The 13,411-nt window shown below is 70.7% G+C and carries 14 protein-coding genes and 3 pseudogenes; 8 read left to right on the top strand and 9 right to left on the bottom strand.

Annotated features, from left to right (window positions below):
- Positions 1 to 35: 35 nt before the first annotated feature.
- Positions 36 to 200, bottom strand: a pseudogene (locus M2271_RS31525) (nuclear transport factor 2 family protein); the annotation flags it as partial.
- A gap of 414 nt (positions 201 to 614) precedes the next feature.
- Here M2271_RS31525 and M2271_RS31520 point away from each other — a divergent pair.
- Positions 615 to 1,025, top strand: coding sequence for a hypothetical protein (locus M2271_RS31520; RefSeq protein WP_280890806.1), 411 nt, complete (start codon positions 615 to 617; stop codon positions 1,023 to 1,025).
- 297 nt (positions 1,026 to 1,322) lie between these two features.
- Positions 1,323 to 1,784 (top strand): ATP-binding protein, encoded by a 462-nt coding sequence (locus tag M2271_RS31515; protein WP_280890805.1) that lies wholly within the window; start codon positions 1,323 to 1,325, stop codon positions 1,782 to 1,784.
- Between the two features lie 177 nt (positions 1,785 to 1,961).
- Here M2271_RS31515 and M2271_RS31510 read toward each other — a convergent pair whose 3' ends face one another.
- Positions 1,962 to 2,852: an RNA polymerase sigma factor SigF gene (locus tag M2271_RS31510; RefSeq protein WP_280890804.1), complete on the bottom strand. Its 891-nt coding sequence runs from the start codon at positions 2,850 to 2,852 to the stop codon at positions 1,962 to 1,964.
- Positions 2,853 to 3,299: 447 nt separating this feature from the next.
- On the opposite strand from M2271_RS31510, the gene M2271_RS31505 reads away from it, so the two are divergent.
- Positions 3,300 to 3,824 carry a helix-turn-helix transcriptional regulator gene (locus M2271_RS31505; RefSeq protein ID WP_280890803.1) on the top strand — a complete coding sequence of 175 codons (525 nt, stop codon included), beginning with the start codon at positions 3,300 to 3,302 and terminating at the stop codon, positions 3,822 to 3,824.
- 48 nt (positions 3,825 to 3,872) lie between these two features.
- Here M2271_RS31505 and M2271_RS31500 read toward each other — a convergent pair whose 3' ends face one another.
- The 3 genes from M2271_RS31500 to M2271_RS31490 form a co-directional block, all read right to left on the bottom strand.
- Entirely contained in the window at positions 3,873 to 4,475 is a 603-nt protein-coding gene (locus M2271_RS31500) for an ATP-dependent Clp protease proteolytic subunit (protein ID WP_280890802.1), read from the bottom strand.
- Position 4,476: 1 nt separating this feature from the next.
- A complete protein-coding gene (locus tag M2271_RS31495; RefSeq protein WP_280890801.1) occupies positions 4,477 to 5,115 on the bottom strand; it encodes an ATP-dependent Clp protease proteolytic subunit in 639 nt (212 codons plus the stop codon).
- Between the two features lie 121 nt (positions 5,116 to 5,236).
- A complete protein-coding gene (locus M2271_RS31490; protein ID WP_280890800.1) occupies positions 5,237 to 5,380 on the bottom strand; it encodes an epoxide hydrolase N-terminal domain-containing protein in 144 nt (47 codons plus the stop codon).
- A 122-nt stretch (positions 5,381 to 5,502) separates the two neighbouring features.
- On the opposite strand from M2271_RS31490, the gene M2271_RS31485 reads away from it, so the two are divergent.
- On the top strand, positions 5,503 to 5,985 hold the full coding sequence (locus M2271_RS31485; RefSeq protein WP_280890799.1) for a VOC family protein: 483 nt from the start codon (positions 5,503 to 5,505) through the stop codon (positions 5,983 to 5,985).
- Between the two features lie 68 nt (positions 5,986 to 6,053).
- Here the strand turns inward: M2271_RS31485 and M2271_RS31480 are convergent.
- Positions 6,054 to 6,650 (bottom strand): annotated as a pseudogene (locus tag M2271_RS31480) (SGNH/GDSL hydrolase family protein); the annotation flags it as partial.
- 363 nt (positions 6,651 to 7,013) lie between these two features.
- Here M2271_RS31480 and M2271_RS31475 point away from each other — a divergent pair.
- Together M2271_RS31475 and M2271_RS31470 are read left to right on the top strand one after the other, a co-directional pair.
- Positions 7,014 to 7,814, top strand: coding sequence for a VOC family protein (locus tag M2271_RS31475; RefSeq protein WP_280890798.1), 801 nt, complete (start codon positions 7,014 to 7,016; stop codon positions 7,812 to 7,814).
- A 32-nt stretch (positions 7,815 to 7,846) separates the two neighbouring features.
- Positions 7,847 to 8,551: a ribonuclease H gene (locus tag M2271_RS31470; protein ID WP_280890797.1), complete on the top strand. Its 705-nt coding sequence runs from the start codon at positions 7,847 to 7,849 to the stop codon at positions 8,549 to 8,551.
- Positions 8,552 to 8,564: 13 nt separating this feature from the next.
- Here M2271_RS31470 and M2271_RS31465 read toward each other — a convergent pair.
- Positions 8,565 to 8,666: pseudogene (locus M2271_RS31465) on the bottom strand (cyclase); the annotation flags it as partial.
- A 165-nt stretch (positions 8,667 to 8,831) separates the two neighbouring features.
- Here M2271_RS31465 and M2271_RS31460 point away from each other — a divergent pair.
- Positions 8,832 to 10,043 carry an FAD-dependent monooxygenase gene (locus M2271_RS31460; RefSeq protein ID WP_280890796.1) on the top strand — a complete coding sequence of 404 codons (1,212 nt, stop codon included), beginning with the start codon at positions 8,832 to 8,834 and terminating at the stop codon, positions 10,041 to 10,043.
- Positions 10,044 to 10,050: 7 nt separating this feature from the next.
- On the opposite strand, the gene M2271_RS31455 is transcribed toward M2271_RS31460, so the two are convergent.
- Entirely contained in the window at positions 10,051 to 11,775 is a 1,725-nt protein-coding gene (locus M2271_RS31455) for a cholesterol oxidase substrate-binding domain-containing protein (protein WP_280890795.1), read from the bottom strand.
- A gap of 136 nt (positions 11,776 to 11,911) precedes the next feature.
- On the opposite strand from M2271_RS31455, the gene M2271_RS31450 reads away from it, so the two are divergent.
- Positions 11,912 to 12,895 (top strand): aldo/keto reductase, encoded by a 984-nt coding sequence (locus M2271_RS31450; RefSeq protein WP_280890794.1) that lies wholly within the window; start codon positions 11,912 to 11,914, stop codon positions 12,893 to 12,895.
- A gap of 14 nt (positions 12,896 to 12,909) precedes the next feature.
- Here M2271_RS31450 and M2271_RS31445 read toward each other — a convergent pair whose 3' ends face one another.
- Positions 12,910 to 13,257: a hypothetical protein gene (locus M2271_RS31445; protein WP_280890793.1), complete on the bottom strand. Its 348-nt coding sequence runs from the start codon at positions 13,255 to 13,257 to the stop codon at positions 12,910 to 12,912.
- Positions 13,258 to 13,411: the final 154 nt, after the last annotated feature.

Genomic DNA, 13,411 nt, shown 5'->3' with positions numbered 1-13,411 from the left:
TGACGACTCCTTCAACACGCCGACTTGCCAAGGAACACGGCCTCGAGCTGCTCGTGGCCGCCGGCGTCGGTGAGCGGGTCGGTGTACGTGCCGTCCGCGGCCCAGGCGGCGGCGACCGCTTTGGCCCGTGCTTCGGCCTCCCGGGCGTTCCAGGCCTCGAAGTAGCGGGCGACGGCGTTCTCGTAACGGTCTGTGTTCGCGGGCCTGGGTGATCAGCCTCCATCAGGGACGTATCTGCTGGTCGGACCCCGGGTCCGTGCCGGTGGCGACCCGGCGGCTCCCCCCTGCCCGTAGCGGCCCGCGGGGTCGATTACCCCTCAGGTAATGACAGCTTTGGTGGGCGCCGATCACATTTCGGCCATGTCGGGCGGTGAATATGCCAGGAGAGTGGCCGGAAATGGGTAGTGACAGTGTTTCAAGAGTGAACATACTCGACTGCTAGGGCACTTCACATCCGGCGAAGAACCGATCACACAGCGCATCAGCCGAGCACCGCACATCAGCCGAGCACCGCACATGAGCCGAGCACCGCACATGAGCCGAGCACTGCACATGAGCCGCATCGAAAGCGAGGCCAGGCCGACCAGTCTGGCGAAGCGGCGGGGGAGTGGATCGTGCACGACGAATTCCTGTGCCACGTCACGGGGTACGGCACCTGTGACGGCCGACGCATCGGCGTACCTCTGGGGACCTACCGCGCCCCCACCCTCGCCCTCGCCCTGTGGTGGCTGCGTGACCGCGCCTCCTGGATTGCCGACCGGCTGGACCCCCGGCCCGAGGTCGAGCACTTACCGTCGGGTGCGCTCGTCCCCGTGGCCCCCACCGTGCCCGACGTGCCGACCGTGTTGCGTACCTGGTGCGCAGACCTGGCCCAACAGGGGCTGGTGGCCGACGAGCTGGCCGCCGGACGGCTGGTGCGGATCGCCGTTTTCGACGACACCACCGAGTACGAGCTGCTCGCGGAGTCCGTGGACGCCCTGCGGATGCAGCGCACCGGCGCGGCCCTCTTCACGCCCGTCGCCTGAACCACCCGCCGGATTCAAGTCAGGCGCACATGTGGATGTGTCGACAGAATCAGGGCATGGCGGAGTGGTCGCGTCGCACCGATGGCGCCCGAACTCTTCCTGGAAACCGACACCGGCTCACGGTGAGGGGGGTGTGGGCCCCGGCCGCATCATCGGCTTCGGCTGAGGGGCGCGCTCGCAGGGCCCGGCGTAAGGGGCGTGCCGGGGACTCGAGGACTCGGGGACTGTGATGCCCGGCTCGGGGTACGAGCACTGGTGCAGCAGCCTCCGGCCAGTCCGGCATCGAGAGAGAAACGCATGACCGAGCACCTGGACGGGTCAGTGATACCGACTGGTTTCGACGTACCCGTGGACCCGCTACGGCGGGCAGCGCACTACAGCGGCAAACCGGGATGCATAGCGGAGGCGCGGGCCTTCGCCGCGGCCTTCCTGAAGCAGCTCGGGACCGAGTGGTGCGCCGACGTGGACCCTCGTACCGAGGGGGAGGTGCTCCTGGTGGTCAGTGAACTGGTCACCAACGCGGACCGTCACAGCAACGGGCCCTACATACTCGAGATGGAAGGCACGGGCGCCGCGGTGGCGGTGGTGGTCTACGACAGCAGCGTCGCCCTGCCGCGGCGCTTCCCCAAGGACCCCGAGCGCATCGGCCGCCACGGACTGGAGATCGTGCACGCGCTGGCCGCGGAGATCGCCGTGGACCGAGTACCGGTCGGCAAGCGCATCCGCGCCGTGGTCGGCTTGAGGCCGTCGTCGGCCTGAGTCAGAAGTGATCCCCTGGCCCAAGCTCTCTCCGGAATTCTCTCTCCGGAATTACTTTCTCCGGCTCGGACTGCGACGACCAGATCACGCCAGATCGCGGGCACCGCCCTCAGCCGGCCTGCTACGGTCTTCGTGGGGGACGGCACCCGCTCGTGATGCGCGCGGGTCGGATCCTCCTCAGGCGCAGCCCAGCTCCCCCAGCATGCCCTGACGCAGACGCAGGATGATCCGCTTGATCAGCCGGGACACGTGCATCTGCGAGCAGCCGAGACGCTCGCCGATCTCCGCCTGGGTGGCTTCCTCCACGAACCGCATGTGGATGATCTGCCGATCGCGTTCACTCAGTTCGGCCATGAGCGGGGCGAGGGACTGGAAGTCCTCCACGAGCCGCAGCCCGTACTCCTCCACACCGATGAAGTCGGCGAGGACCGTCTCGCCGCCCTCGGGACCGTCTCCGGTGAGCGCGGCGTCCAACGAGGACGAGTTGTAGCCGTTGGAGGCGATCTGGGCCTCGACGACCTCCTTCTCGGGGATGTTCATCAGCGTGGCGAGTTCGGCCACGGTCGGCTCGCGGTCCAGCCGGCTGGCGAGCTCCTCCCGGGCCTTGGCCAGCTCCACGCGCAGCTCCTGCAGCCGCCGCGGCACGTGCACGGCCCAGGTGGTGTCACGGAAGAAGCGCTTGATCTCGCCGACGATATAGGGCAGCGCGAAGGACGTGAACTCGACCTCGCGCGCCAACTCGAAGCGGTCGATGGCCTTGATCAGACCGATCATGCCGGTCTGGACGATGTCCTCCATGTCGTCGCCGCGGCCCCGGAACCGGCCGGCCGCGAAGCGCACCAGGGACATGTTCATCTCGATGAGCGTGTTGCGCGCGTACTGGTATTCGTGCGTGCCTTCTTCGAGCTCCGTCAGGCGCCGGAAGAACTGGCGGGAAAGCTCTCGTGCATCACGCGGCGCCACGGTCCGCGGGTCCTTGACTCCCGGCAGCGGCCCGTCGCCCGTCGTCCTGGTCCCGGCGGTCTGCTTCACGACCTGTGCCTCCGACCGGATCACGGCGGTGTCCATTACCTCTCCCACGAAAGTCACGGCTCGACGTCTGCCTCTTCGGCCTTGGTTGTCTCGGTCCTACGGTTGTTCTGGGTCCTGCTCCGGACTCGCTGGCTGCGAGTACCCGGAACGCGGTGAGGTATGCACGCCGACCGACAGAATCGCGAACCTGTTCCAGGTCCTTGAGTCTTGCGCCTACCCGGGGTGTGAAGGCCCATGCTCGTCCGGTACCCGTGCGGCCGAAAATCGCTGGTCGAGTCTTTCGCTGCCGGGGTGGCGACGGCGGACGGGCGGTGACTCGGGCGCGGGTGGTGACGATCAGCGCGTGCGGGGAGCGCTCGGTGACGTCGACACCGTGCCGACATCTCCACGGCCGTGCGGCCCGTCCCCCTTCGCGATCGCGATTCCACCCAGGGCGGAATTCCGGTCTCTTCCCCTGTGGGCCAGGGAATTTAGTCTGAGGAGGTGAGCAACCAAGCGCCGAACCAAGCCCGCGTGATCCCCCTGCGCCCGCCTGCCGCGCGCCCCGGGACCGCCCGCCCCGGGACCGCCCGCCCCGGGACCGCCCGCCCCATGTCCGAACGCCCCGGGACCGCCCGCTCCGTGTCCGAACGCCCCGCCCCTGCCCCCGTCCCCGCCCCGCTCCGTCAGGCGCCGCCGGCCCCCGCTCCCCTCGAACCCCGTGCGCCGAAGGAACCCCTCTGGCGCGACCTGATCGGCGATGTCCTGCGCCGCGAACGCCTGGCCCAGGACCGCACGCTCAAGGACGTTGCCGACGCCGCCCGGATCTCCATGCCGTACCTCTCGGAGGTCGAGCGCGGCCGCAAGGAGGCCTCGTCGGAGGTCCTCGCGGCCGCCGCCCGCGCCCTCGGCCTGGGCCTGGGCGATCTGCTGTCGCTGGCCCAGGGCGAGCTCACCCGCCAGTCACGGGCCGACAGGGGCCGCGGCCGCTCCACGGCGCCCTACAACGGGCTCTGCCTGGCTGCCTGACCGGCCGGGCGCTGCCTGACCGCCTGATCGGACCGGCCGGCCGGCGCCTCAGACCCCCACGAGGCGCCGGCTCAGTACCTCGTCCGCCAGCCCGTACGCCACCGCCTCCTCGGCGGTGAACACCTTGTCGCGGTCCATGTCCGCGCGCAGCGTGGCGACGTCGTGGTGTGTGTGCCGCGCCAGCACCTCCTCGACCTGGGAGCGGATCCGCACCATCTCCTTGGCCTGCAGCGAGAGATCGGACACCGTCCCCTGCCGTCCGCCACTGGCCGGTTGCCCGAGCAGCACCCGCGCGTGCTCCAGCACGAACCGCCGCCCGGGATCCCCGCCGGCCAGAAGTACGGCCGCCGTGGAAGCCGCCTGCCCGACGCAGAACGTCGAGATCGGCGCCTGCACGAACGTCATCGTGTCGTAGATCGCCATGAGCGAAGTGAACGATCCACCCGGGGAGTTGAGGTAGATCGCGATCTCGCTCTCGGGGGCCGAGGACTCCAGGTGGAGGAGTTGCGCGATGACGACGTTCGCCACGCCGTCGTCGATCTCGGTGCCGAGGAAGATGATCCGCTCCGACAGCAGCCGGCTGAACACGTCGTACGACCGCTCGCCCTGCGGGGTCCGCTCGACGACGTTCGGAATCGTGTACGTCCCCATGTCACAGCCCCATTCGACGCTTCGAGGCGGCCGGGCGGACGTCCGCGAGGGACTCCACGACCCGGTCCACCATGCCGTACTCCCTGGCCTCCTCGGCCGTGAACCAGCGGTCCCGGTCGCCGTCCCGGGAGATGGCCTCCGGACTCTGGCCGGTGTGCTCCGCGGTGATCCGTTCGATGGTCCGCTTGGTGAACTCCAGGTTCTCCGCCTGGATCTCGATGTCCGCGGTCGTGCCGCCGATGCCTGCCGACGGCTGGTGCATCATGATCCGCGCGTGCGGCAGCGAGTAGCGCTTGCCGGGCGCGCCGACGCTGAGCAGGAACTGGCCCATGCTCGCCGCGAAGCCCATGGCGAGCGTGGAGACGTCGTTCGGGATCAGCCGCATCGTGTCGTAGATGGCCAGGCCCGCGTGGACGGAGCCGCCTGGGCTGTTGATGTACAGGCTGATGTCGGTGCGCGGGTCCTCCGCCGACAGGATCAGCAGTTGGGAGCAGACCCGGTTCGCGGAGACCTCGTCGACCTGGGTGCCCAGCAGGACGATGCGCTGGGCGAGCAGTTGGGCGGCCAGGTGGTCGTCGAACCGGGTGGGCGCGGTGTCGCCCTCCTCGGCCCGCGGAGCGAGTGCGGTGAGTGGAGTCATCGGTTCTCCTCTTGGTGGCGGGAACGCCGTCGACTCCACTCTTGACCTCGGACGGTGCCCGAATGCGGGTTCTCTGCCCGCGGCAGATTCGCTGCGGGCAGAGCGGGCGCGGCCGGGTCCGTCACGTACGCCCAGCCCACCCCGGCAGTTCGTCCGGCCACCGGATCCGGTCGAGGCGGTCGTGCAGGTCGTCCAGGTCGCTCTGGGGTACGTCGATGCGGAACGGATCGAAACTGCTGCCGCCATGGGCGGACGAAGGCGTCATGGTCGCGATGCCGAGCGAACGGTGTAGCGGCCACCTGGATCAATGGGCCACCCGACCGATGAGTTCCGGGACGAGGATCGGTCGAGACAGGTGACAGCGTTCCGCACGCCCAGGAGGTCCTCATGGCAACCGACGGTTTCACCACATGTCTCTGGTTCGACGGCCAGGCCGAGGAGGCCGCCGAGCACTATGTGTCGGTCTTCAAGAACTCCAGCGTCGTACGCGTCGGCCGCAACGTCGAGGGAGGAGCGGGCCCCGCCGGCTCCGTGCTGGCCGTGGAGTTCATGGCCAACGGCCAGAAGTTCGTCGCGCTGAACGGCGGCCCGCAGTTCAAGTTCAACGAGTCCGTCTCCTTGCAGATCTTCTGCGCGAACCAGGAGGAGATCGACTACTACTGGAACAAGCTCACCGAGGCCGGCGGCGAGCCCGGCCCCTGCGGCTGGCTCAAGGACAAGTACGGCCTGTCCTGGCAGGTTGTCCCCGAACACCTGATCGACATGATCAGCGACCCGGACCCGGAGAAGGCATCCCGTACGACCAAGGCCTTCATGGCCATGGGCAAGTTCGACATCGCCGCCCTGGAGAAGGCCTACGCGGGCGAGTGAACCCGGTGCACGGCGAGTGAACCCGGTGCACGGTGACGATCGGCCGCGGCCCCGCGCGGGGCCGCGGCCCGGTCGGGCGTCATCGGGTCCGGGCCCTGCGACACCCACACGATCCGCGGCCGCTTCGTCCCGCCCGCCGCGGCGATCTGCTCGGTGAGCCGCTCGGCGTCGGCGGCGTACCGCTCGAAGTACTCGGTGCGGGAGTCCGCGTAGGTGATCCCGTCCATGCACCAGGTGTAGCCCCACGCGTTGCCCCAGAACTGCAGGACCACGACGTCCGGGTGGAGCGAGCGGACCAGACTGGCGGCCTTGTCCCGGTCCGGTACCAGGGAGCGCGCCCCCGTGCCCTCCAGGTAGTCGCACAGCGTGGTTCCGGAGTAGGGGGCGCTGACGTACTTCGCGCGCAGGTCCCGCCGTAACTCCTGCCCGAGCACCCGCTGGTTCTCCATCGCCAGCGAGTCGCCGAGGTACAGCACGCTGGGCGCTTTCGACGCGGCGCTCGGGACGGAGCGAGCGGTGGCGGCCGGCCGCCGGAGCTCGGTGGTGGCCGACCTGCCCGGTACGTCCGGGGACGACGGCGGAGTCGCAGGCCCGGACGCCGGGTCCGTGCACGCCCCGAGCAGCAGCCCGGCCAGCAGTAACCCCACGCCCCACGCTCTGCGCATACGGCCACTCCCGCCCCGGACACCGAAACGGTTCCTCAGGCAAGCACAGCAGGGCACCAGGGGGAAGACGTACGGCGTCACCGGGACCGGCCGCGGCTCACCCGCGGTAGGCGCCCGGTTCGGCACACCCGACCCCGCGCCGCCCGTTCGGCCCGGCTCCCGCGAACCGGAGGGCACCCTCCCGGACGGGACCGGGCCGCACCACCGACCACGCCCGCATCTCTCCCTGCAGTCGTGCGATGCCCTCTCGCCCAGGCCGCAGTGCCGATGTGAAGCGGACCGAGCCGCTCGGCGCGCGGCCGGGCGAGTGGATGACTAGCGTGAGAATCCGGACATTCACCGATGTGGGAAAGGGTCGTGGTCATGGCCGTACAACCTGAGGGAACCCCTTGTTGGGCCGATGCGATGTTCAGCGACGTCGAGGGAGCCAAGAGCTTCTACGGTGACGTCCTCGGCTGGACCTTCGGCGACGCGTCGTCGGAGTACGGCAACTACACCCAGGCCTACGTCGACGGAAAGGCCGTCGCCGCCGTCGTCCCGCCGATGCCCGGCCAGGAGGGGCAGTCGCGGTGGTGCCTGTACTTCGCGTCCCCGGACGCCGCGGCCACCGCCGGCCGGATCCGGGAGAACGGCGGCGAGGTGGTGATGGAGCCGATGCAGGTCGGCGACTTCGGCACCATGTGCCTGGGCCGGGACCCGAGCGGCGTGCTCTTCGGCGTGTGGCAGGCGGGCGCCCACGAGGGGTTCGAGGCGTCGACCGAGCAGGTGGGCGCGTTCTGCTGGGCCGAGGTCTTCACCCGCGAGCCCGAGAAGTCGGACGCGTTCTTCCCGGCCGTCTTCCCCTACACCGTGAAGCAGATGGTGGACGACGCGGTCGACTTCCGCATGTTCGAGGTCAACGGCAACATGGTGCTCGGCCGCATGAAGATGACGGAGGAGTTCCCGCCCGAGGTGGCGCCGTACATCAACGTCTACTTCACCGTCGACAACTGCGACGACGCCGTCGCCCGCGCCACCAAGCTCGGCGGAGTCCTCCGGTTCGGGCCGATGGACACCCCCTTCGGCCGGTTCGCCGCGCTCAGCGATCCGCAGGGGGCGAGCTTCACGGTGATCGACGTCACGACGGCCTCGGGGGAGATGCCGCAGGTCGCGGACGTCTCCTGACGCGGGGTCCGAACGCCGGGCGTGGCCATGGCATGATCGGACGCATGCGTGAACGTGTGGTGGCCGCGTGTGACGGGGCTTCGAAGGGAAACCCCGGGCCGGCGGGCTGGGCCTGGGTCGTCGCCGACGCGTCGGAGAGCCCGACGCGCTGGGAGGCGGGGCCGCTCGGCAAAGCCACCAACAACGTGGCCGAACTGACCGCGCTGGAGCGGCTGTTGGCTTCGACCGAACCGGACGTGCCGCTGGAGATCCGGATGGATTCCCAGTACGCGATGAAGGCCGTCACGACCTGGTTGCCGGGCTGGAAGCGCAACGGCTGGAAGACGTCGGCCGGGAAGCCGGTCGCCAACCAGGACCTGGTGGTGCGTATCGACGAGCTGCTCGACGGCCGCTCGGTCGAGTTCCGGTATGTGCCCGCGCACCAGGTCGACGGCGACCCGCTCAACGACTTCGCGGACCGCGCCGCGAGCCAGGCCGCGATCGTTCAGGAGCCCGCGGGCAGCGGCCTCGGATCGCCGGAGCCGCCGGCCGCACCGGACACGCCGCCCGCCCGCCCTGCGCGGGGGCGCTCAGGCGGTGCCAAGGCGTCCGGCGGGCGCGGCGGCTCCGCACGGACCATCAAGGCGAAGTTCCCCGGCCGCTGCGTCTGTGGACGCCCGTACGCGGCCGGGGAACCGATCGCCAAGAACGATCAGGGCTGGGGCCATCCGGAGTGCCGTACGGCGGCAGCCGGATAGCGCACGGCGGCCGTCACAGGACCGCGCCGCGCCATTCCCCGGTCTCCCGTCCGCGCTCCTCGATGAACTCCTTGGAGCGCGCCAGGTCACCCTTGGTCTGCCGGCGCGGGTAACCGTGACCTGCGGGACAAGCCGCGAACCGGAGATCGTCGGCCGAAGCCGCGACGGTGCGCGTGGTCCGGCGGATGGGCGTGGTCCGGCGGATGGGCGGGTTCCGCGACACTCGACTGCTACTCTGCGTTGCCAACTGAACGCTTTCGGTGATGATCAGAGGTGCCGTGTGAAGATCGCCTGCGTCGGTGGCGGGCCCGCCGGGCTGTATCTGTCGATCCTGCTCAAGCTGCAGGATCCGGCCCACGACGTCACCGTCCATGAACGCGGCCCCGAGGGCTCGACCTACGGCTGGGGCGTCACCTACTGGCGCGGGCTGCTCGACAAGCTGGACGCGCACGACCCCGCGTCGGCCCGCGCCGTCGAGGAGCACTCGGTGCGCTGGAACCACGGCATCGCCCATGTGCGGGACGCCGCCACGCGCCACCCCGGCGACGAGGGCTTCGGAATCGGCCGTCACCGACTGCTGGAGATTCTCGCCGGACGTGCCCGGTCGCTGGGCGTACGGCTGGAGTTCGAGCGCGAGATCACGGGTCGGAATCTTCCCCCGGCCGACCTGGTCGTGGCGGCCGACGGTGTGCACAGTGCCCTGCGGGCCCGCCATACCGACCACTTCGGCGAAAAGATCAGGACCGGCCGCAACCGCTACATCTGGCTCGGCACCACCCAGGTCTTCGATGCCTTCACCTTCGCCTTCGTCGAGACCGACCACGGCTGGATCTGGTGCTACGGCTACCCCTTCAGTCCCGAGCGCAGCACCTGTGTCGTGGAGTGCGCCCCCGAGACCTGGACCGGACTCGGGCTCCACACGGCGAACGAGGCCGATGGTCTGGCCGTCCTGGAGAAGCTGTTCGCCGACGTGCTCGACGGGCACCCCCTGATCGGCCGCTCCACCGCCCAGGGCGGCGCCCCGTGGCTGAACTTTCGCACCCTCACCAACCGCACCTGGCACCGCGACAACCTCGTCCTGCTCGGTGACGCCGCCCACAGCACCCACTACTCCATCGGCGCCGGCACCACGCTCGCCCTGGAGGACGCGATCGCCCTGGCCGGCGCCCTGCGCGAGCACACCGCCCTCCCGGAGGCCCTCGCCCACTACGAGCGGGAACGCAAGCAGGCCCTGCTCTCCATCCAGAGCGCGGCCCGCTACAGCGCCCAGTGGTACGAGAACCTGCCCCGTTACCTCCGCCTCCCCCCGGACCGGATGTTCGCCCTGCTCGGCCAGCGCCACTCGCCGCTGCTGCCGTACGTCCCGCCCCAGCTGTACTACCGGATGGACAAGGCAGCCGGGCAGTCGGAGGCGCTGCGCCGGCTCAAGCGCTGGCTGGGACCGAAGGTGGCGCGGACCGTGCACGCCCGGGCGCTGGCGTCCCGCAAGTAGCCCGGCTTCACCGGAACAGGCGGTCCAGGAAGGCGTTGTCGAAGACCCGGTGGGGGTCGAGCCGGTCCAGCGTCGCAGCCGCCTGTTGCCACACGGCCTCGCCGAACGAGGCGGGCACCGTCGTACCGATCACCTCGTCGTCGTCCCATGCCTCCTCGTCGGTGTACGCCCAGCCCTTGGACCACTCGACCCGGGTCAGGCCGTGCCCGCCGTCGTACGTCCGCAGCAGGAACCGCTCCAGCTCGCGCAGGAACTCCTCCGCGTACGGCGTGCCGGGCAGCGTCAGCACGTCCAGCCAGACGGCCGTGTCCCACTCGGGATGCTCCGCGCTCTGCCGCAGCGCCGACAGCAGCGGGGCGCGGGCCCCGTCGATCCCCGCGTCGGCGGGGTCGTCGAGCCCGGTCACCCGGATCTCGACGGTGCCGTTGACCGGGAAGCGGCCCTGGGCCGCGTACGCCGCGAGCCGCTCCCGGTAGCAGGAGGTGAACTCGGCGACGACCCGCTGGACCTGGTCCCGGGTGGTGAGCACCGCGTAGCCGTTCGCGGTGACCCGCAGCGTGGTGGGCCTGATGTAGAGCAACGTGTTCTTGGACGGCCCCCAGATGTCGGCCGACAGCGTCGCCACCAGGCCCAGCGCGGCCACGTCGTACTGCGTGGCGCCGAGCACCGGCGCCAGATACCAGGCCGCGTCCGACACCATCCGCCCCACCAGCTCCGCCACCGGCGCCGGGATGTTGTCGGAGAACGGGTAGTTGTACGGCGACGTCACCCGCCGGGAGGTGAGCGGCTTCACCGGCTCCACGCTCCACACCTTCAGCCACGGGAACTCGGTGAAGGCGAACCAGATCGCCTCCACCCGCCCGGCCCGGTCCAGGTGGCTCGCGAGGGTCCGGCCGTCGCTGCCGGGCGCGGCGAAGAGCTCGTCGGCCGGGATGTCCGTACGGCTCACACACCGCAGGTCGGTGTTGCCGCCCACGCGCAGCACGACCTCGGTGACCAGGGCCCGGCCGAGGTGGGTGAGGAGCGCGGCGCAGTCGGCCTCGTCGCGGTGGAAGGTGCGCAGGGCATGGGCGCCGCTGCCCTCGTCCCACACCACGGCCGTCAGCGACAGCACGAGGTTGCTGAGCGAGCCGTATGTGTGCCCCGGCAGTCGCCGTTCGCCGTGGGCCGGTACGGCGGTGCCGTGCGCGTCGATCGCGAGGGCGCCGCCCAGCGTGAGGTCGCCGGGAGCGGGCGCGGCGGTGACACCGAGGCCGTGCCCCTCCAGGAAGGTGAGCAGCGCCTCCAGGGTGACGCCGGTGCCGGCGCGGACGGAGGAGCCGGACTCCAGGGCCAGGCCGGTGAGATGGGAGGCCGTGTCGACGAGGAGGACGGGCGCGTCCGACGGTGTCCCCTCCGTGATCGTCAGCGGCGACCACCCGTGCGAGGCCCCCCGGGCGCGTACCGTCCAGCCGTGCCGCCAGGCCCAGTCGACGATGTCGACCGTCCGGCCGGCGTCGGTCGGGGCGCAGGCCCACAGCCCGTCGGCGGTGATCTCCCCGGCCCAGTTCCGGTACGCCGAGCGGTACAGGGCGATACCGGCCGGGAAGTCGGGGAGTTTCTCGGCGGCCTCCGCCGGATCCGCGGCCACCAGTACGGGTACGACGGCCAGCGCGGCGGCGGAGCGGAGGAAGCCGCGACGGGTCCAGGAGGGGTCGTCACGCGGGTCGTTGCTTGGTGAACGATCAGTCACGGGCTCACGCTAGGCGTCCGTTGACACGTGCATGCCCCTGGGCCGCCTTTCTCACTCGTGTGGGTGAAATACCGCCCGTGGGTGAGTCGGAGCGTCCCGTTCCGCGCGGCCGGGAGACGGATGACAAACTGGCGCCATGGACGAGCGCACATTCGGCAGGTCGCAGCAGCACGCATCCGTCGTCGGTCTCGGCACCTGGCAACTCGGCGCCGACTGGGGAGACGTCGACGACAAGGACGCCCTGGCGGTGCTGGAGACGGCGGCCGAGTCGGGGGTCACCTTCTTCGACACGGCCGACGTGTACGGCGACGGACGCAGCGAGCAGACCATCGCGGGCTTCCTCAGCGGCCGCCCCGACCTGCACGTCCTGGTCGCGACGAAGATGGGCCGCCGGGCCGAGCAGATCCCGGAGAACTACGTCCTGGACAACTTCCGTGCGTGGAACGACCGTTCGCGGCGCAACCTCGGCGTCGACCGCATCGACCTGGTTCAGCTGCACTGCCCGCCGACGTCCGTCCACTCCACGGACGAGGTCTTCGACGCCCTCGACACCCTGGTCGAGGAGGAACGCGTCGCGGCCTACGGCGTCAGCGTGGAGACCTGCCAGGAGGCCCTGACCGCCATCGCCCGGCCGGGCGTGGCGAGCGTGCAGATCATCCTCAACCCGTTCCGGATGAAGCCCCTTCGCGAGGTGCTCCCCGCGGCCCGGGAGGCCGGCGTCGGCATCATCGCCCGGGTCCCGCTGGCCTCGGGCCTGCTGACCGGCAAGTACACCAAGGACACCGTCTTCCCGGAGAACGACCACCGCACCTACAACCGGCACGGTGAGTCCTTCGACGTGGGCGAGACCTTCTCCGGCGTGGACTACCCGACGGGCGTCGAGGCCGCGGCCGAGTTCGCCGCACTCGCGCCGGAGGGGTACACCCCGGCCCAGCTGGCGCTGCGCTGGATCATCCAGCAGCCCGGTGTGACCACCGTGATCCCCGGTGCCCGCTCGCCCGAGCAGGCCCGGGCCAACGCGGCCGCCGCGAGGCTGCCGGAGCTGCCCGAGGCGACGCTCGGGGCGATCCGCGCGCTCTACGACCGGCGGATCAAGGACCAGGTGGAAGCCGGCTGGTAGAGAGGCCGGCCCGGTCAGGGCTGAAGGAGCAGTTGACGCTCCTGCTCCTGGTCGCCTGACGCGATTCCCTGGTCATGCGCGGAGAAGGCGCGCAACAGCGCGTCGCTCGCGCTCTCGACGGCCTCCGGCGTGCCCTGCACGGTGGCGGTGACCGGCGCGGACAGGTGACCGACGTCGCTCTGCGGGAGCCGGGGCGGCTGCTCGGGGGCATCGCCGGTGAACGTGGCCGTATGGACCGTGGCGTGCTCATCGGAGGGCACCTCGTTCGGGGTGCCGAAGACGGGCTCAAGGGTTCGTACGACCGTGAGCGCGTCGGCGGCGCTGCCGCCGCTGAGTGTGACAGTGAGTTCGGTGCCGGACATGGCCAACGGGACTCCCCTGGTGGTGGTCGGTGTCGTGGGGGGGGGGGGGGGGGGGGGGGGGCGGGCCCCCCCCCCCCCCCCCCCGGGGAACCGCCCGGGGTGGCGGGAAAAACCCCCCCCGGGGGCCCCCCCCCCGTGGGCCGCCCCCCCACCC

The sequence above is a fragment of the Streptomyces sp. LBL genome, assembly GCF_029893585.1.
In the GTDB taxonomy this organism is placed as follows: domain Bacteria; phylum Actinomycetota; class Actinomycetes; order Streptomycetales; family Streptomycetaceae; genus Streptomyces.
This window is presented reverse-complemented; position numbering and strand designations above follow the sequence as displayed.